The following is a 20,667-nucleotide window of genomic DNA, read 5'->3' on the forward strand; positions in this document are numbered from 1 at the left end:
GGCTTATTCCTTGTCCTTGAGCACGTCGGGACGCAACACTTCTGGTAAATACGCGCGGTGGAAACCGTTGAACGATTCGCTGTGGCTGGCCTTGTGCAGCGGCCAGGCGCGACTGCCGAGGCTGGCGGCGCCGTCGATTTTCACCGTGGTGCCGCTGATGAATGCCGCCGCCGGGCTGAGCAGAAACACGATCGCCGCACTGACTTCCGATTCGGTGCCGATACGCTTGAGCGGCACATGCTCGCGCAGGGTCGGAATCACTGCTTTGAATGCGCCCTCGTAAGTGTCCATGCCGCTGGAGGCGATCCAGCCCGGCGCCACGGCGTTGACCCGGACCCCGGCGTAACCCCACTCGAACGCGGCAGTCTTGGTGAAGTTGTCCATGCCCGAACGCGCGGCGCCCGAGTGGCCCATGCCGGGCATGCCGCCCCACATATCGGCAAGCATGTTGACGATGCTGCCGCCGTGTTTGCTCATCGACTGGTTGAACACTTCGCGGGCCATCAGAAAGCCGCCGACCAGGTTGGTCCGCAGCACGGTTTCAAAGCCCTTCTGATTGATCGAGGCCAAGGGCGACGGGTATTGGCCGCCGGCATTGTTGACCAGACCGTGGATCGGCCCGTGTTCGGCGATCAGTTCTTTGACCAGTTGCTTGACCGCTTCTTCATCGCGGATATCGCAGGCCCTCCAGTGCGCGCGGCCGCCGTCCTCGGCGATTTCGGCGGCGACCTTTTCGAGTTTTTCCGGCTTGCGCCCGACCAGCAGCACATTGGCGCCAAGGGCCGCCAGTTCATGGGCGGTGCAGCGACCGATGCCGCTGCCGCCACCGGTGACAATCAGGTTCTGGCCGCTGAACAGATCGGCGCGAAAAATCGACGCGTAAGCCATGCACACCATCCTCTAGTCGAGCTGTTCGGCGATGCTCTGCGGCACCGGGATCTGGATTTCCAATAGTTGCTGGGCGAAGGCTTTGCCTTGCGGGTCGATGCGCAGACTGGCGACACCGCCACCGCCGAGCGCGTTTTCCAAAAGAAAGTTGAGGCTGTGGGTGCCGGGCAGATACCAGCGTTCGACGCGCCCGAGAACTGGATCGAGGACGTGGCGCATCCAGTCGACCACCACCGATGTGGTCAGCGCCTCGGCGATCCATGGCAGGTAATCGGGATGGCGCGGCATCACGCCGATGTTGCTGTGATTGCCCTTGTCGCCGGAGCGCGCCACCGCCAGTTTCACCAGCGGCACACTGGCATCGGCGCGGCCCTGGGGTTTGGGTGGCTGATGGGCGAGCGGCAAACCTGCGCTGTCGAGGGCCACTGGGTCGGGGAGGGCGCACGGATGGCGCTCACCGGCCATGTCGATTTGCAGTGTGCAGGCATTTTTATCGACGAGAAATGAGAACAGGCGGATGACTGGGTACACGGTCGGACGTCCGCCGACGATGCCGGTCAAACCGGGCGCCATACCGGTCGCGGCCTGGGCGATCTCTTTGGAAAACAGCACCAGCGCGCGTTTGTCAGGATGGCGTACGGCGATTTTGATCACCACTTCACGGCTGTCGCGGCGCTGGCCGTGTGGGCCGTAGGTGGCTTCGCTGCCGAGCAATTCGACATGGGTTTCGCTGTACGGCGCCCAGCCGCGCAGGCTGAACATCTCGGCGGTCTTGTCGATGATCGCCTGACTGACCCGCCGCGCCTTGTCCACCGCGTCGATGCCGGCCATCAGGCAACTGGCGGTGCAGCGAAAACCATCCGGGTACGTGGCGCTGACCTTGTATTTGTCGCTGGGCGGCAGGCCTTTGGCACCGTGCACGTGCACGACGTTTTTGCCTTGTTGCTGAAGTTTGACCTGGCTGAAATCGCAGATAACGTCGGGTAGCAGATAAGCCTGCGGATCGCCGATTTCGTAGAGCATCTGCTCGCCGACGGTCAGCGGCGTGACCAGGCCGCCGGAGCCTTCGGGTTTGCTGACGAGGAACTGGCCATCGGCGCTGACCTCGACGATCGGAAAACCGATGTGCTCGTAATCCGGCACCTCGCGCCAGTCGGTGAAATTACCGCCGGTGCACTGCGCGCCGCATTCGATGATGTGCCCGGCCAGCGCGGCCTGGGCGAGTTTGTCGTAGTCATGCCACGACCAACCGAATTTGTGAACCAGCGCCGCACTGACCACGGCGCTGTCGACCACCCGGCCGGTGATGACAATGTCGGCGCCCAGGCGCAACGCTTCGACAATTCCCGGCGCGCCGAGGTAGGCGTTGGTCGACACGCACATGCGCGGAAGCGGCGCGCAGCTGAACATTTCGCGGATATCGGCGGGGCTTTTGAGCTGTCCTTGCAGGTCATCGCCGAGCAACACGGCAATCTTCAGCTGGACTCCAGCCTGATCGCAGGCCGCTTGCAGGGCCGCCGCGCAAGCCTGCGGATTGACCCCGCCGGCATTGCTGATCACGCGGATGTTCTGTTCGGCCAGTTGCGTCAGCAGCGGCGCCAGCACTTCGATGAAGTCTCCGGCGAACCCGGCCTGCGGGTCTTTCAGGCGCGCGCCGGCCATCAGCGACATGGTGATCTCGGCCAGATAATCGAACACCAGATAATCCAGGTTTCCGCCGGAGACAAGCTGGGCGGCAGCAGTGGAAGTGTCGCCCCAAAAAGCACTGGCGCAGCCGATTCGCACGGTGGTTGGCATTTTTATCTCCGACTCAGGGACCTGCGACAGAAGTGTCTGGAGGCTACCAAGCAAGCGCTTGGTTTGTAAACAGGCGAAACATTCTTCTGCCCAAGCGCTTGCTTGGTGCCCGCGCGCGGCTTAAATTGCGCGCAACCCTGCGGTTACAGGGGGCAACACACTGATCGACTGTAGGAGAGAACGGGTGGACGAGCAAAAAGCCCTGCGGGTCATGCGCGAACTGGTCGACCAGGGCCAGTTGACCGACCCGGACAGCGCCCGCGGCAAATTGCTGCAAGTGGCGGCTCACCTGTTTCGCAACAAAGGCTACGAGCGCACCACGGTGCGTGATCTGGCCAGCGCTGTGGGCATTCAGTCGGGAAGCATTTTTCATCACTTCAAAAGCAAGGATGAAATCCTCCGCGCGGTGATGGAGGAAACCATCCGCTACAACACCGCGTTGATGCGCGCAGCCCTGGCCGAGGCGAGCGATGTGCGCGAAAGGGTGCTGGCACTGATTCGTTGCGAATTGCAGTCGATCATGGGCGGCAGTGGCGAGGCGATGGCGGTGCTGGTGTACGAATGGCGCTCATTGTCCGAAGACGGCCAGGCTAAAGTCCTTGCTTTACGTGACGTTTATGAAGACATCTGGCTGCAGGTTCTGGGCGAGGCCAAGGACGCCGGCTATATTCGCGGCGACGTTTTTATTACCCGACGTTTCCTTACCGGCGCACTGTCCTGGACCACCACCTGGTTCCGTGCCGGCGGCAGTTTGAGCCTCGATCAGCTCGCCGATGAAGCGCTGATACTGGTCCTCGAAGCGCGTTGAACGGTTGTCGGACCGGCCGACAAACTGGCTAAGTCGGCGAAACCGCCTAGCTTGAATGCATTGATCGCTATTTTTTTCGGGGAGTGGGGTGTTTTGAAGTCTTCGCCAATTCGGACAGCCGCCGGGCTGATGCTCGCTGCGCTGGCTGCGTTATGGGTATTGCCCGCTCAGTCAGCGCAATTGGTCCGGGTCGGCGCCGCGCATTTCCCGCCCTACACGATTCGCCCGGAAAACGGCGCCGACACCGGCCTGTTGCCGCAATTGATCGAGGCGCTGAACCGCTCGCAGAGCGACTATCAGTTCGTCCTGGTGCCGACGTCGATCCCGCGCCGTTTCGGTGATTTCAAGCAGGGCCGCATCGATATGGCGATCTTCGAGAACCCCGAGTGGGGCTGGAAGGACATTCCCCACGACGACGTCGACATGGGCCTGGAAGACGCCGAGATTTTCGTCGCGCAACGCGAGGACGGCCGCCAGCAAAACTACTTCTCGAGCCTGTCAGGCAAACGTCTGGCGCTGTTCAGCGGTTATCACTACGAATTTGCCAACTTCAACGCCGACCCGAAATACCTCGCGCACAACTACAACGCCACACTGACCTATTCCCACGACAGCAACCTGCTGATGGTCCTGCGCGGGCGCGCCGACATTGCCCTGGTGACCCGCTCCTATCTGTTCGATTACCTGCTGCGCAACGAGAAGGTCCGCGATGAGCTGTTGGCGTCGCAGCGTACCGATCAGATCTATCACCATTACGCGATTCTGCGGCCAAGCGCTCCGATCAGCGGCGACGCCTTCGGCAATCTGTTGCAGCGTCTGCGTGACAATGGCGAATTGCTGAAGATTTTCGAGCCTTACAAGATTGCCGTGGTGCCCGTGCCGCATCACTGAAGCGCTGTTTTCGTCCCGCGCTTAAATTTCCCTTCCCGGCTCACGTCACTTCGTTGAACTGTCGACGATTACGTGAGCCCGACCCATGTCCAATCTGAATGACCTGACTGCCCTGGCATTGCCCTCGGGCAGTCGCTTGATCGCTGATGCTACCGAGAGCCGCTTGAGCCTGAGCCTGGACGGGCAACCGCTGATTCGGCTGCGCCTGGACCGCGAGGCCAATGGCCCGATTCAGCTTGATGAACGTTTTGCCCTGCCGCCCGGGCAAGCCTTGTGGGCCGCCTGTTATTGGTTGTTCGCCCGTGCCCCGGCGTGCCAGCAATTGACCTGGCAACTCGATCAGCCACCGACCGAAGCCTTGCGCAGTGGTCTGCTGATCAATACCGAAGTCGCCGGTGAGTATCGCTGCGAGCGCACGCTGTTCTGGCAACTGCCGCAGCCGTGGCTGGGCACTTCACTGACCGGCAGCTATCCGCAGCAAATGGTCATCAGCCATGGCAAGCGCCATCCGCTGCGACCGGTGAAGCCGCGCGGTGAAGTCTACCGGCGTTTCGATGCGCGGCTCGGCGCGTGGATTTCCTTGCGAACGCTGGAAATCGAGGAAGATCTGTCGCGCTTCAATCGCTGGCAGAACAGCCCGCGCGTGGCGAGTTTCTGGCAGGAGGAGGGCAGCCTTGAGCAGCATCGCGACTATCTCAACAAGCTCGATGCCGATCCGCACACGCTGACGCTGATCGGCTGTTTCGATGATCAGCCGTTCGCTTATTTCGAAGCCTACTGGGCCAAGGAAGATCGCATCGCGCCGTTCTACGATGCCGGCAATTACGACCGTGGCATTCACATGCTGGTCGGCGAAGAAAGTCATCGCGGCCCGCATAAAGTGGCGAGTTGGTTATCGGCGCTGGTGCATTACCTGTTTCTCGATGATCCACGGACCCAGCGCGTGGTCGCCGAGCCACGTGCCGACAACGCGAAGATGATCGGCCATATGCACAACCAATGCTTTCACTGCGAGAAGGAATTCGATTTCCCGCACAAGCGCGCGGCGTTGATGATTCTGGGACGGGAGCGGTTTTTTGATCGGTGCCGGTTGGCCTGATGTATTCGGCCTCGGAATTTCGTTGGGTCTGAGGCCGCTTTCGCGAGCAGGCTCGCTCCCACACTGGATTTGTGTCGTTAATCAAACCCTGTGGGAGCGAGCCTGCTCGCGAATGGCTTGACGCAGAATCCGGATCCTAACGACGACCCGCAATCACCGCATCCCGCCGACTGCCCGAGACCTTGCGGCAGTGCACCAGCGCATCACGAATCATGAAGTTGACCAGGGTGGGCGATACGCCCAGTTCCTTGGCGATGTCCTTTTGCGGCACGCCGTGCAAGCGGTACATCTCGAAGGCATAACGGGTGCGGCTGGGCAGTTCGGTCAGCGCATCGGCGATGTGTTCGAGGGTCGAGAAGTTGATGTGCGAAGTTTCCGGCGAAGCGCCCTGAATCACCACGTTCAAGCCTTCCTCTTCCGGGCCTGAGTATTTCTGTTCGAGCGCCTGCTTGCGGTAGTGATCGATGGCGAGGTTGCGCACGATCTGGAACAGGTAGCTCAGCTGAGCCTTGATCGACGACGTGATCGGCGGCGCCGATTGCAGTCGGAAAAACGCATCCTGAACCACATCTTCGGCACGAGACCTGCAACCGGTAATGCGGGCTGCAATCTTGACCAGAATCAGTCGATTGTCGACGAATGCCTGAAGTAGCGGTGAATCGCACCTGCTTGTGGATACTTGTTCCGTCATGGAAATCACCTTGCTGCCAATAGGTTAGTGGGAGGGCCTCGGGGGACGGCGCCGTCCTACACATCGAGCGACAAATTATGTTGAATGATAATGATTGTCAAATGAGAAAGAGAGGTATTGCTGTAAGGCGATGTGTTTTGCCAACTGCGACACGCCGCCGCACCCCAGCCCCGCTGGACGTCGCGCCTGCCGACTAATTATTTCCCCACTCCATCCGTTCTCATTGGTGAATGGCCCGGGTGCAGATCCCCGGCCTCAGCGCATTCCGATGCCTTGCGCGGTCGGCACAGACCGCGCCCCGCACGCCTCTCGACAGGTGTGACGCAGCCACCCGATTCCACTTGCAAGCCGAATTCAGGCAGGAAACCTCATGACCGACGCGTTCGAACTCCCCAGCACCCTGGTCCATGCCCTCAAGCGTCGCGCGGCCCTGACGCCGGACCGACTGGCCTTGCGTTTTCTCGCCGAAAACCCGGAGCAGGCTGTGGTGCTCAGCTATCGGGAACTGGATCAACGCGCGCGCACCATCGCCGCTGCGTTGCAGGCTCAGGCTGGATTCGGTGAGCGTGCGGTGCTGCTGTTTCCCAGTGGCGCGGATTACGTCGCGGCTTTTTTCGGCTGCCTGTATGCCGGTGTGATTGCGGTACCGGCCTATCCGCCGGAATCCGCGCGTCGTCATCATCAGGAGCGTTTGCTGTCGATCATCGCCGACGCCGAGCCCACGCTATTGCTGACCAGCGCCGACCTGTGCGATGCCTTGCAACAAATCGACGGCGCGCCGCCGCTATTGTGTGTCGACACCCTCGACAGCGCATTGGCCGAACGCTGGATTGAACCGAGCCTGCCGCCCGAACACATCGCCTTTCTGCAATACACTTCCGGCTCCACCGCGCTGCCCAAGGGCGTGCAGGTCAGCCATGGCAATCTGGTCGCCAACGAACTGCTGATCCGTCACGGTTTCGGCATCGACGTCAACCCGGACGACGTCATCGTCAGCTGGTTGCCGCTGTATCACGACATGGGTTTGATCGGTGGTCTGCTGCAACCGATTTTCAGCGGCGTGCCGTGCATTCTGATGTCGCCGGCCTACTTCCTCGGCCGGCCGTTACGCTGGCTGGAAGCGATTGCCGAATACGGCGGCACCATCAGCGGCGGCCCGGATTTCGCCTACCGTTTGTGCAGTGAGCGGGTCAGCGAGTCGGCCCTTGAGCGCCTCGATCTGAGTCGATGGCGCGTGGCCTATTCCGGTTCCGAGCCGATCCGTCTCGATACCCTCGAGCGCTTCGCGGAAAAATTCGCTGCTTGCGGTTTCAGCGACAACAGCTTCATGGCTTCGTACGGTCTGGCCGAGGCGACCCTGTTTGTTGCCGGCACGCCGCGTGGCACCGGCATCCCGGCGCTGCGCGTGGACGATCAGGCGCTGGCGCAAAACCGCGCCGAGCCGGGCGACGGCAGCGCGATCATGAGCTGCGGCATCAGCCAGCCTGAGCACGCGGTGCTGATCGTCGAACCGAATACGCTCGAAGAACTCGCCGACAACGCCGTCGGCGAAGTCTGGGCCGCCGGCCCGAGCATCGCCCACGGTTACTGGCGCAATCCCGAAGCCAGCGCCAAGACTTTTGTTCAGCATGCCGGCCGCACCTGGCTGCGCACCGGCGACCTGGGTTTTATCCGTGCGGGCGAGTTGTTCGTCACCGGGCGCCTGAAAGACATGCTCATCGTCCGTGGCCATAACCTCTACCCGCAGGACATCGAGCAGACTGTCGAGCGCGAAGTCGAAGTGGTGCGCAAGGGCCGCGTGGCGGCGTTCGCGGTCACTCACAACGGCGAAGAGGGCATCGGCATCGCTGCGGAAATCAGCCGCAGCGTGCAGAAAATCCTTGCGCCAGATGCGCTGATCAAAGCCATTCGCCAAGCCGTGGCTGAGGCGTATCAGGAGGCGCCAAGCGTGGTGGTGCTGCTCAATCCGGGCGCGTTGCCGAAAACCTCCAGCGGCAAACTGCAGCGCTCGGCGTGCCGCAATCGTCTGGCTGATGGCAGCCTCGACAGTTACGCGCTGTTCCCTTCGATCACAGCCGCAACGGAAAACGCGACCAGCAGCACTTCGGACCTTGAAGCGTTGATCGGGCAAATCTGGGCCGAGCAACTCAACGTCAAGCAGGTCAGTGGCGACGACCATTTCTTTCTGCTCGGCGGCAACTCGATCGCTGCCACGCAAGTAGTGGCGCGGGTTCGCGAAGCACTCGGTGTCGAGCTGAGCCTACGCCTGCTGTTCGAAGCGCCAACCCTGTCTGCCTTCGCCGCCGCTGTGGCGCAGCTAAACCAGGACGGCGGCAGCGCTCAAGGTCCGATCAGCACCTTGTCGCGCAGCGAGCCGATGCCGCAGTCGCTGGCACAAAACCGTCTTTGGATCACTTGGCAACTCGATCCACAGAGCAGCGCGTACAACATTCCCGGCGGCCTGCGCCTGCGTGGCGAGCTGGACGAAGACGCCGTGCGCAGCAGCTTCCAGCAACTGATCGAACGCCATGAATCACTGCGCACACGTTTCTTCGAACGCGACGGTGTGGCATTGCAGCAAGTGCTTGCCGCTGCCGAATTCGACCTGCAACTGATCGACATCAGCGACCTGCCAGCGCCCGAGCGTGAAGCCCGTGCCGAGCAGATTCGCGAAGACGAGGCGCGCACTCGGTTCGATCTGGAAAAAGGCCCGTTGCTGGCGGTGACACTGGTGCGTCTCGATGACGAAGAACATCAACTGCTGGTGACCCTGCACCACATCATCGCTGACGGCTGGTCACTGAATATCCTGCTCGACGAATTCTCGCGCCTCTATGCCGCCGCGACCCAAGGTGTGCCGGCGACACTGGCAGCGCTGCCCACGCAATACGCCGATTACGGCAACTGGCAGCGGCAATGGCTGGCGCAAGGTGAGGGCGAGCGGCAACTGGCGTACTGGAAAGCGCAACTGGGTGAAGAACATCCGCCACTGGAACTGGCCACCGATCACCCGCGCTCGACCAGAACCAACCACAGCGCCGCGCGCCACAGCGTGCGCTTGAGTAGCAAACTCAGCGAGGCGATTCGCCAGACTGCGCAGGCCCACGAAGCCACGCCGTTCATGCTTCTGCTCGCTGCGTTGCAAAGTTTGCTGCACCGCTACAGCGGTCAGCGCGACATTCGCATCGGCGTGCCCAACGCCAACCGTCCGCGCCTGGAAACCCAAAGCCTGATCGGCTTCTTCATCAATACCCAGGTGTTGCGTGCGCAGATCGATTCGCGTCTGACATTTGCCGAGTTGCTGAACCAGACCCGCCAGGCCGCACTCGGCGCCCAAGCCCATCAGGATCTGCCCTTCGAACAACTGCTCGAAGCGTTCCCGCAGGCCCGCGATCAGGGCTTGTTCCAGGTCATGTTCAACCATCAGCAGCGCGACCTCAGTGCACTCAAGCGCCTGCCCGGTCTGCTCGCCGAAGAACTGCCGTGGCACAGCCGCGAGGCCAAGTTCGACCTGCAACTGCACAGCGAAGAAGATCGCAACGGCCGCCTGAGCTTGGCGTTCGACTACGCCAGCGAACTGTTCGACGCCGCGACCATCGAGCGTCTGGCCGAGCATTTCCATAATCTGCTCAGCGAGGTCTGCGAACAGCCACAGCAGGCCATCGGCGATCTGCGCTTGCTGGCCGCCAGCGAGCAGAATCAGCAGAAGGACTGGAGCGTCGCTCCGTGCACCCCGGCGCAACAATGGCTGCCGGAACTGCTCGAGCAACAATTGCGCAACACCCCGCAACGCACCGCGCTGGTGTGGGACGGCGGTAGTCTGGATTTTGCCGAGCTGCACGCGCAAGCCAACCGGCTCGCCCATTACCTGCGCGACAAAGGCGTTGGCCCGGACGTGTGCGTGGCCATTGCCGCCGAGCGTTCGCCGCAACTGCTGATCGGTCTGCTGGCGATCATCAAGGCCGGCGGCGCCTATGTGCCGCTTGATCCGGATTATCCGGCCGAGCGTCTCGCGTACATGCTCCGCGACAGCGGCGTCGAACTGCTCCTGACCCAGACGCAATTGCTCGAGCGTCTGCCGGCCAGCGATGGCGTCAGCGTGATCGCCATGGATGCGCTGCACCTGGATAAATGGCCGAGCCAGGCACCGGGCCTGCGACTGCACGGCGACAACCTCGCCTACGTGATTTACACCTCGGGTTCCACCGGGCAACCGAAAGGCGTCGGCAACACCCACGCCGCGCTGGCCGAGCGCTTGCAATGGATGCAGGACACTTACCGTCTCGACGAAACCGACGTGCTGATGCAAAAAGCGCCGATCAGTTTCGACGTCTCGGTGTGGGAATGCTTCTGGCCGCTGATCACCGGCGCGCGTCTGCTGCTTGCCGCCCCCGGCGAGCACCGCGACCCGCATCGCATCGCGCAACTGGTCCAGCAATACGGCGTGACCACGCTGCACTTCGTCCCGCCGCTGCTGGCGCTGTTCATCGACGAGCCGCTGAGTGCCGAGTGCACGAGCCTGCGCCGGGTGTTTTCCGGCGGTGAAGCCTTGCCCGCCGAGTTGCGCAACCGTGTGCTGACGCAACTGCCGGCGGTGCAATTGCACAACCGTTATGGCCCGACTGAAACCGCGATCAATGTCACCCATTGGCATTGCAGTGCCGCCGATGGTGCGCGCTCGCCGATTGGCCGGCCGCTGGGCAATGTGGTCTGCCGCATTCTCGATGCCGATCTCAATCCAGTGCCGGCGGGTGTGGCGGCTGAGCTGTGCATCAGCGGCATCGGTCTGGCTCGCGGTTACCTGGGTCGTCCGGCGTTGACCGCCGAGCGTTTTGTCGTCGATCCACTGGGCGAGCAGGGCGCCCGCTTGTACCGCACCGGCGACCGTGCGCGCTGGTCCTCGGATGGCGTGATCGAATACCTCGGTCGCCTCGATCAGCAGGTCAAGCTGCGCGGCTTTCGCGTCGAACCGGAAGAAATCCAGGCGCGACTGCTGGCGCAAAATGGCGTCGCCCAGGCCGTGGTGCTGGTGCGCGAAACCGCTGCCGGTGCGCAACTGATCGGCTACTTCACGGCGAGCGATGCGCAGGAAAATGCAGATGAGCAAATTATTCGGCTGAAAGCTGCCCTCGCTGCCGAGCTGCCGGAATACATGGTGCCCGCACAATTGCTGCGCCTTGATGCGATGCCGCTTAGCCCCAGCGGCAAACTTGATCGCCGCGCCTTGCCCGAGCCGCAATGGCAAGTGCGTGAACACATCGAACCGGTCAGCGAACTGGAGCAACAAATCGCCGCGATCTGGCGCGAAGTGCTGGGTCTGAAGCAGATCGGCCTGCGCGACGATTTCTTTGCTCTCGGCGGTCATTCGCTGCTGGCCACGCAGATCATTTCACGCACACGTCAGGCCTGTGACGTCGAACTGCCGCTGCGCACCTTGTTCGAGCACAGCGAACTGGGCGATTACGCCGAACAGATTCGCCTGATCCAGGTCAGCGGCCGCACCAACCAACAGTTGCCGATCGCAAAAATCGACCGCAGCCAAGCGGTGCCGCTGTCCTATTCGCAGCAGCGCATGTGGTTCCTCTGGCAGATGGAACCGGACAGCCCGGCTTACAACGTCGGCGGCATGGCGCGCTTGCGCGGCGTGCTGCATGTCGAGCATTTCGAGGCGGCGTTGCAGGCGCTGATCCTGCGCCACGAAACCCTGCGCACCACATTCCCAAGTGTCGATGGCGTCGCCCGCCAACAGGTGCATGCCGAGACCGGCGTGCGCATGGGCTGGAAGGATTTCTCCAGCCTGCCGGCAGAAGTCCGGGAGCTACAAGTCCAGCAACTGGCCGATGCAGAAGCGCACCAGCCGTTCAATCTGGAAACCGGACCGCTGCTGCGCGCCTGCCTGGTCAAGACTGCCGAACACGAGCATTACTTCGTCCTGACCTTGCACCACATCGTCACCGAAGGCTGGGCGATGGACATCTTTGCCCGTGAACTCAGTGCGCTGTATGAAGCGTTCGTCGATGAGCGCGCCTCGCCGCTCGAGCCGCTGCCGGTGCAATACCTCGACTACAGCGTCTGGCAGCGTCAGTGGCTGGAGTCCGGCGAGCGCCAGCGCCAGCTCGATTACTGGACCGCGCAGCTCGGTCGCGAACATCCGCTGCTGGAACTGCCCGGCGACCGTCCGCGTCCACCGGTACAGAGCCATCAGGGCGAGCTGTTCCGTTTCGATCTGAGTGACGATCTCGCTGCGCGGGTGCGGGCGTTCAATGCGCAAAACGGCCTGACCCTGTTCATGACCATGACCGCCGCGCTCGCCACGCTGCTCTACCGCTACAGCGGCCAGACCGACCTGCGCATCGGTGCGCCGGTGGCCAACCGCATCCGCCCGGAAAGCGAAGGGCTGATCGGTGCGTTTCTCAACACCCAGGTGCTGCGTTGCCAGCTCGACGGGCAGATGTCGGTCGGCGAACTGTTCGAGCAGGTGCGCCACACCGTGATCGAAGGCCAGTCCCATCAGGATCTGCCGTTCGATCATTTGGTCGAAGCCTTGCAGCCGCCACGCAGCGCGGCCTACAACCCGCTGTTCCAGGTGATGTGCAACGTGCAGCGCTGGGAATTCCAGCAGAGCCGCACGCTCGCTGGGATGACTGTCGAGTATCTGGCCAACGATGCGCGGGCGACCAAGTTCGATCTCAATCTGGAAGTCACCGACCTCGACCATCGCCTCGGCTGCTGCCTGACTTACAGCACCGATCTGTTCGACGAACCGACCATCGAACGCATGGCCAGGCATTGGCGCAACCTGCTTGAAGCGTTGATCGCTGATCCGCAGCAACGCCTCAGCGAACTGCCGTTGCTCGATAAGTCTGAGCAACTGCAGCTGCTCGACAGCCTTGGCGTCGAGCCGGGCGAACATCGTCTCGACCAGTGCATCCATCATTTGTTTGCCGAACAGGCACTGGCGCGCAAAGACGCGCCGGCGCTGACCTTCGCCGGGCAGACCCTGAGCTACGCCGAACTCGATACCCGGGCCAATCGCTTGGCCTGGGCGCTGCGTGAACGTGGGGTCGGCCCGCAAGTGCGGGTGGGGTTGGCGCTGGAGCGTTCGCTGGAAATGGTCATCGGCCTGCTGGCGATTCTCAAGGCTGGCGGCGCCTATGTGCCGCTGGATCCGGAGTACCCGCTCGACCGTCTGCACTACATGATCGAAGACAGCCGCATCGGTCTGCTGCTCAGCGATCGGGCGATGTTTCAGGCCCTGGGTGACTTGCCGCCAGACGTGGCGCGCTGGTGTCTGGAAGATGACAGCCCGGGATTGGCCGACTATCCGGCCAGCGAGTTGCCGTTTATCAGCCTGCCGCAACATCAGGCCTACTTGATTTACACCTCGGGCTCGACCGGCAAACCGAAAGGCGTGGTGGTCTCTCACGGCGAAATTGCCATGCACTGCCAGGCCGTGATCGAACGCTTCGGCATGCGCCCGGACGACTGTGAACTGCATTTCTATTCGATCAACTTCGACGCCGCCACCGAACGTCTGCTGGTGCCGCTGCTCAGCGGTGCGCAGGTGGTGCTGCGGGCGCAAGGGCAGTGGGACGCGGAAGAAATCTGCGGCTTGATTCGTGCGCATCGGATCAACGTCCTCGGCTTCACGCCGAGCTACGGCAGCCAGTTGGCGCAGTTCCTTGCCACGCAGAATGACGTCCTGCCGGTGCGCATGATCATCACCGGCGGTGAAGCGCTGACCGGCGAGCATCTGCAGCGCATCCGCGCGGCGTTCCAGCCAGCGCTGTTCTTCAACGCCTACGGCCCGACTGAAACCGTGGTCATGCCGCTGGCCAGTCTGGCGCCGCAGGTACTGGAAGAGGGCGCCAGCAGTGTGCCGATTGGTAGCGTGATCGGGTCGCGAGTCGCCTACATTCTCGATGCCGATCTGGCCTTGGTGCCGCAAGGCGCGACCGGTGAATTGTTTGTCGGCGGCGCCGGTCTGGCTCAGGCCTATCACGACCGCCCGGGCATCAGCGCCGAGCGTTTTGTCGCTGACCCGTTTACCGCTGATGGCGGGCGCATGTATCGCACCGGCGACCTGGTGCGCCAGCGTGCCGATGGTCTGGTCGAGTATCTGGGGCGGATCGACCATCAAGTGAAAATCCGCGGTTTCCGCATCGAACTGGGCGAAATCGAAACGCGCCTGCTCGATCACCCTTCGATCCGCGAAGCGGTGGTGCTGGCGCTGGATGCGCCGAGTGGCAAGCAGTTGGTGGGTTACCTCGTTACGGAGGTCGCCGGACACGGCGAAGCGCAACAGGCTGAACTACGAGAAGCGCTCAAGTCGCACCTCAAGGCGCAACTGCCGGACTACATGGTGCCGACCCAGCTGATGCTGCTGGCAAGCATGCCGCTGACCGCCAACGGCAAACTCGACCGCCGCGCCTTGCCGGCGCCGGACACGGACCTCAATCGTCAGGTCTATGTCGCGCCGAGCAACGAGCTTGAGCAGACCCTGGCGCAGATCTGGTGCGATGTGCTCAACGTCAGGCAGGTCGGCCTCAACGATAACTTCTTCGAACTCGGCGGCGACTCGATTCTGTCGATTCAGGTGGTCAGCCGCGCGCGTCAGCAGGGCATTCATTTCAGCCCGCGCGACCTGTTCCAGCACCAGACCGTGCAGACGCTCGCCGCCGTTGCCAGCCGCACCCAGCAAGTGACGGCCGAGCAGGGCCTGGTGGTCGGCGAGTCGCGCCTGACGCCGATTCAGCACTGGTTCTTTGATACGGACATTCCCCAGCGCCAGCACTGGAATCAGGCGCTGTTGCTGGAACCGACTGCGCGCCTCGAACCGCAACGATTGCAGCAAGCCTTGCTGGCGGTGATTGAGCAGCACGATGCGCTGCGTCTGCGTTTCACTGAAACCGATGATGCATGGCAAGCGACGCATCAAGTGCTGTCGAGTGATGATCTGCTCTGGCAATTCAACGTCGATTCGCTGGACCGGTGCGAAGCCCTGTTCGCCGACGCGCAACGCAGCCTGAATCTGCAAAACGGCCCGTTACTGCGCGCGGTGCTGGTCGATGTTGCGGATGTTCAGCAACGCCTGTTCATCGCCATCCACCACTTGGTCGTCGACGGCGTTTCCTGGCGCGTGCTGCTGGATGATCTGCAAACCGCCTATCGCCAACTCGACGCTGCGCAGCCGCTGAACCTGCCGGCGAAAACCAGCGCCTTCAAGGACTGGGCCGCGCGTTTGCAGGCCTACGCCGGCAGCGAATCGCTGCGTGAGGAATTGAGCTGGTGGCAGGCGCAACTGGCCGGGCCGAGCGCTGATCTGCCTTGCGAAAACCCGCAGGGCGGCAGGCAGAATCGCCATGCGCAAACCGTCAGCGTACGCCTCGATGCCGAGCGCACCCGGCAGTTGCTGCAACAGGCACCGAGCGCTTATCGCACTCAGGTCAACGACCTGCTGCTGACCGCGCTGGCCCGTGTGCTGTGCCGCTGGAGCGGCCAGCCCTCGGCACTGATTCAACTGGAAGGACACGGTCGCGAAACCCTGTTCGACGAGATTGATCTGACCCGCACCGTCGGTTGGTTCACCAGCGCTTATCCGCTGCGCCTGACTCCGCACAATGTCGAAGAGGCCGCCGGGCAGGGCGCTTCGATCAAGGCGATCAAGGAACAACTGCGCGCCGTGCCGCACAAAGGCCTCGGTTATGGCGTGTTGCGTTATCTGGCCGATGACGGCTGCCGGCAGAGCATGGCCGCGCTGCCGCAGGCGCAGGTCACCTTCAACTACCTCGGCCAGTTCGACCAGAGCTTCGGCAGCGATGCGCTGTTCCGTCCTCTCGATGAGCCAATCGGTGCAGCCCACGATCCGCAGGCGCCGTTGCCCAACGAGCTGAGCGTCGACAGTCAGGTTTACGGTGGAGAACTGCTGCTGCGCTGGAATTTCAGTGCCGAGCGTTACGAGGCGCAAACCATTAACGATCTGGCCGCCGCCTACCTCGGTGAGCTGCAAAGCCTTATCGCCCATTGTTTGCAAGACGAAGCCGGCGGCCTGACGCCATCGGACTTCCCGCTGGCCAGACTGACTCAGGCGCAACTCGATGCGCTGCCGGTGCCGGCCGCGCACATCGAAGATGTCTACCCGCTGACGCCGATGCAGGAAGGCATGTTGCTGCACACCTTGCTCGAGCCGGGCACCGGTCTGTACTACATGCAGGATCGATATCGCATCAACAGCGAACTCGACCCCGAGCGTTTCGCCCAGGCCTGGCAAGCGGTGGTCGCTCGCCATGAAGCATTGCGGGCCTCGTTCTGCTGGAACGTTGGCGAAGACATGCTGCAAGTGATTCACACGCCGGGGCGCACGCCGATCGAGTATCTGGACTGGAGCGCCGTCGCCGAAACCGAGCAGGAACCACAGCTGCAAGCGCTGCTGAAAAGCGAGCGCGAAGCCGGGTTCGATCTGCTCAATCAGGCGCCGTTCCACCTGCGCCTGATCAAGGTCGGCGCGGCGCGCTACTGGTTCATGATGAGCAACCACCACATCCTCATCGACGCCTGGTGCCGTTCTCTGCTGATGAACGACTTCTTCGAGATCTACACCGCCCTCGGTGAAGGTCGTGAAGCGCAGTTGAGCGTGCCGCCGCGTTATCGCGATTACATCGGTTGGCTGCAACGCCAGAGCCTGGCCGAGGCGCGGCAGTGGTGGCGGCAGAATCTGCAAGGCTTCGAGCGCACCACGCCGATCCCGAGCGACCGGCCGTTCCTGCGCGAACACGCCGGTGAAAGCGGCGGCATGATCGTCGGCGACCGTTACACCCGCCTCAATGTTGAAGACGGAGCACGGTTGCGGGAACTGGCGCAGGCACATCAACTGACCGTCAACACCTTCGCCCAAGCTGCGTGGGCTCTGGTTTTGCGGCGCCTGAGCGGCGATCGCGACGTGCTCTTCGGCGTGACCGTGGCCGGGCGGCCGGTGGAGATGCCGGAAATGCAACGCACCGTCGGCCTGTTCATCAACAGCATCGCCCTGCGGGTGAAGATGCCTGAGGACGATCAGCGCAGCAGCGTGCGTCAATGGCTCAGCGCTTTGCTCGACAGCAACATGCAACTGCGCGAGTACGAATACCTGCCACTGGTAAACATCCAGGAACAGAGCGAATTGCCCAAAGGCCAGCCGTTGTTCGACAGCCTGTTCGTCTTCGAAAACGCCCCGGTGGAAGTCTCGGTGCTTGATCGTGCACAGAGCCTGAATGCGAGCTCGGATTCCGGCCGCACCCACACCAACTTCCCGCTGACGGCGGTGTGTTACCCGGGCGACGACCTTGGCCTGCATTTGTCGTATGACCAGCGTTACTTCGACGAGTCGACGGTCGAGCGCATGCTCAGTGAGTTCAAACGCCTGCTGTTGGCGCTGGTCGACGGCTTCCATGGCGACATGGCCGATTTGCCGCTGCTCGGCGACGAAGAACGCGACTTCCTGCTGCACGGTTGCAACCAGAGCGGCCACGACTACCCGCTGGAGCAAAGCTACGTGGCGTTGTTCGAGGCGCAGGTCGCGGCGCATCCGCAGCGCGTTGCCGCCAGTTGCCTCGATCAGCAATTGAGCTATGCCGAACTGAATCACAACGCCAACCGTCTCGGCCATGCCCTGGTCGCTGCCGGTGTGCGCATGGATCAACCGGTGGCGCTGCTGGCCGAGCGTAATCTCGACCTGCTCGGCATGATCATCGGCAGTTTCAAGGCCGGTGCCGGTTACCTGCCGCTGGACCCGGGTCTGCCGAGCCAGCGCCTGAGCCGCATCATCGAGCTGAGCCGCACGCCGTTGCTGGTGTGCAGCGCAGCCTGCCTAGAGCAGGCGCAGACCTTGCTCGAAGAGTTTGGCTGTTCGAATCGCCCGCGCCTGCTGGTGTGGGAAGAGGTCCAGGCGTCGGCCGCAGCGACGCACAATCTCGGCATTCACAGCGGCACGGACAATCTCGCCTATGTGATCTACACCTCGGGTTCGACCGGTCTGCCAAAAGGCGTGATGGTCGAGCAGCGCGGCATGCTCAACAACCAGTTGAGCAAACGCCCGTACCTCGACTTGAGCGAGGCCGATGTGATCGCGCAGACCGCCTCGCAAAGCTTCGATATTTCCGTCTGGCAGTTCCTTGCCGCTCCGTTGTTCGGCGCACGGGTCGACATCGTACCGAATGCGATTGCCCACGATCCGCAAGGTCTGCTGGCGCATGTACAGGCGCAGGGCATCACCGTGCTGGAAAGTGTGCCATCGCTGATTCAGGGCATGCTCGGCTCCGAGCGTCTGAGCCTCGATGGTTTGCGCTGGATGCTGCCGACCGGTGAAGCGATGCCGCCGGAACTGGCCCATCAATGGCTGCTGCGTTACCCGGACATTGGTCTGGTCAATGCTTACGGCCCGGCGGAATGCTCGGATGATGTGGCGTTCTTCCGTGTCGACATGGCTTCAACGCGCGGCAGTTACTTGCCGATCGGCACGCCGACCGATAACAACTTGCTGTACCTGGTCGATGGCGCGCTGGAACTGGTGCCGTTGGGCGCGGTGGGTGAGCTGTGCGTTGCCGGCACCGGTGTCGGTCGCGGCTACGTCAGCGATCCGCTGCGCACCGCGCCGGTGTTTGTGCCGAATCCGTTCGGCGCGCCGGGCGAACGCCTGTACCGCACCGGTGACTTGGCGCGGCGCCGCGCGGACGGCGTGCTGGAATACGTCGGCCGCGTCGATCATCAGGTGAAGATTCGCGGCTACCGCATCGAGCTCGGTGAAATCGAAGCGCGCCTGCATGAACAACCGGAAGTGCGCGACGCGGCGGTGGGTGTGCAGGAAGGCGTCAACGGCAAGCATCTGGTGGGCTACCTGGTCGCGGCCGATGCGGCGCTCAATCCGGGCGAACGCCTGGAGCGGATCAAGCAGCGCCTGCGCGCCGAACTGCCGGAATACATGGTGCCGCTGCACTGGCTGTGGCTGGAGCAAATGCCACTCAATGCCAACGGCAAACTCGACCGCAAAGCCTTGCCAACGCTGGAGATCGGTCAGTTGCAGAGCGAGGATTATCTGGCGCCGCGCAACGAGCTGGAGCAGATCCTGGTTGATATCTGGGCTGAGGTGCTGAAAGTGGAAAAGGTCGGCGTGCGCGACAATTTCTTCGAACTGGGCGGGCATTCGCTGCTGGCTACGCAAATTGCATCGCGGGTACAAAAAGCCCTGCAACGCAACGTGCCGCTGCGCGCGATGTTCGAATGCAGCACGGTGGAGGAACTCGCCGAATACATCGATGGACTGGCGGCCAGTGACATTACCGAGGAGAAGGTTGATCGGTTGAATGATCTGATGGCGGAGCTGGAGGGGTTGTAGTTCTTCAGCGCCTGGGCCGGCCTCTTCGCGAGCAGGCTCGCTCCCACACAGGATCTGTGTTGTTTACAAATCCCCTGTGGGAGCGAGCCTGCTCGCGAATGGCGTCTGTACATTGCCGTACATTTCCATCCTTGACGATCAACAACCGGCAGCTCAGTCTGCCGGTTCTGTTTTTTCTCGCGGAGGTGGTCGATGCCCTTTTTCACGGTTGACGGACAAGCACTGCACTACATTGATCAAGGCACCGGCCCCGCCGTGTTGCTGGCTGGCAGTTATCTCTGGGATCAAGCGATGTGGGCGCCGCAGATCGCCGCGCTGACCCCGCACTATCGCGTCATCGCCCTGGATCTGTGGGGTCATGGCGAGTCCGGCAAGTTACCTGAAGGCACGACATCGCTGGATGACATCGCCCGACAGGCGCAGGCCTTGCTTGATCATCTGGACATCGACCACGTCACCCTCGTCGGGCTTTCGGTCGGCGGCATGTGGGGCGTGCGCCTGGCACTGTCCGCACCGCAACGTCTCAACGGTCTGGTGCTGATGGACACCTACGTCGGCGTCGAGCCGGAACCGACCCGGCAGTATTACTTCTCGTTGTTCAAGCAGATCGAAGACAGCGGCACCATCTCCGAACAATTGCTCGACATCGTTGTGCCAATCTTCTTCCGCCCGGGCATCGACCCGCAGTCGGCGCTGTATCAGGGCTTCCGCGCAAAACTGCAGGGCTACTCGCCCGAGCGTTTGCGCGACAGCATCGTGCCGATGGGCCGCATCACGTTTGGCCGCAACGACCTGTTGCCACGCCTGGACGAGCTGAACCCGGCGACGACGCTGGTATTGTGCGGCGATCAGGACAAACCGCGACCACCCTCGGAAGCCCGGGAAATGGCTGAATTGATCGGTTGCCCGTGCGTGCTGGTACCGGAGGCGGGGCATATCTCCAATCTGGAGAATCCCGGGTTTGTGACTGAGGCACTGCTGGCGTTTCTGCGCGAGCGCAACTGACACATCGAGTGAGCTTCATTCGCGAGCAGGCTCACTCCCACAGTTAATCGCATTCTGGCTGAGGGAATGCAGTCAACTGTGGGAGCGAGCCTGCTCGCGAAAGGGCCGGTCCAAGCGAT

8 protein-coding genes are annotated in these 20,667 nt (G+C 62.4%); 5 read left to right on the plus strand and 3 right to left on the minus strand.

Translation table 11 applies throughout. The features are described 5' to 3' along the window. Nucleotides 1–3: 3 nt before the first annotated feature. The gene (locus D8U71_RS13150; protein WP_130887926.1) at nucleotides 4–888 is read right to left on the minus strand and encodes an SDR family oxidoreductase; all 885 of its coding nucleotides are present in this window, start codon (nucleotides 886–888) and stop codon (nucleotides 4–6) included. A gap of 12 nt (nucleotides 889–900) precedes the next feature. Further along, complete coding sequence (locus D8U71_RS13155; protein ID WP_130887927.1) at nucleotides 901–2,685, minus strand: acyclic terpene utilization AtuA family protein; 1,785 nt, start codon at nucleotides 2,683–2,685, stop codon at nucleotides 901–903. Nucleotides 2,686–2,869: 184 nt separating this feature from the next. On the opposite strand from D8U71_RS13155, the gene D8U71_RS13160 reads away from it, so the two are divergent. The 3 genes from D8U71_RS13160 to D8U71_RS13170 all read left to right on the plus strand — a co-directional run bounded on the left by D8U71_RS13160 (nucleotide 2,870) and on the right by D8U71_RS13170 (nucleotide 5,483). Continuing rightward, nucleotides 2,870–3,493: a TetR/AcrR family transcriptional regulator gene (locus tag D8U71_RS13160; protein ID WP_125926324.1), complete on the plus strand. Its 624-nt coding sequence runs from the start codon at nucleotides 2,870–2,872 to the stop codon at nucleotides 3,491–3,493. Between the two features lie 93 nt (nucleotides 3,494–3,586). After that, a complete protein-coding gene (locus D8U71_RS13165) occupies nucleotides 3,587–4,384 on the plus strand; it encodes a transporter substrate-binding domain-containing protein (protein WP_125926323.1) in 798 nt (265 codons plus the stop codon). 85 nt (nucleotides 4,385–4,469) lie between these two features. Beyond that, complete coding sequence (locus D8U71_RS13170; RefSeq protein ID WP_130887928.1) at nucleotides 4,470–5,483, plus strand: GNAT family N-acetyltransferase; 1,014 nt, start codon at nucleotides 4,470–4,472, stop codon at nucleotides 5,481–5,483. A 136-nt stretch (nucleotides 5,484–5,619) separates the two neighbouring features. Here D8U71_RS13170 and D8U71_RS13175 read toward each other — a convergent pair whose 3' ends face one another. Next, entirely contained in the window at nucleotides 5,620–6,174 is a 555-nt protein-coding gene (locus D8U71_RS13175) for an RNA polymerase factor sigma-70 (RefSeq protein ID WP_008088195.1), read from the minus strand. Nucleotides 6,175–6,544: 370 nt separating this feature from the next. On the opposite strand from D8U71_RS13175, the gene D8U71_RS13180 reads away from it, so the two are divergent. Together D8U71_RS13180 and D8U71_RS13185 are read left to right on the plus strand one after the other, a co-directional pair. After that, nucleotides 6,545–19,543 (plus strand): non-ribosomal peptide synthetase, encoded by a 12,999-nt coding sequence (locus D8U71_RS13180; RefSeq protein ID WP_130887929.1) that lies wholly within the window; start codon nucleotides 6,545–6,547, stop codon nucleotides 19,541–19,543. Between the two features lie 192 nt (nucleotides 19,544–19,735). Next, nucleotides 19,736–20,548, plus strand: a complete 813-nt coding sequence (locus D8U71_RS13185) for an alpha/beta fold hydrolase (protein WP_130887930.1) — start codon at nucleotides 19,736–19,738, stop codon at nucleotides 20,546–20,548. The last annotated feature ends 119 nt before the right edge of the window (nucleotides 20,549–20,667 follow it).

The organism is Pseudomonas sp. Sample_21, assembly GCF_004307525.1.
Lineage (GTDB): Bacteria > Pseudomonadota > Gammaproteobacteria > Pseudomonadales > Pseudomonadaceae > Aquipseudomonas > Aquipseudomonas atacamensis.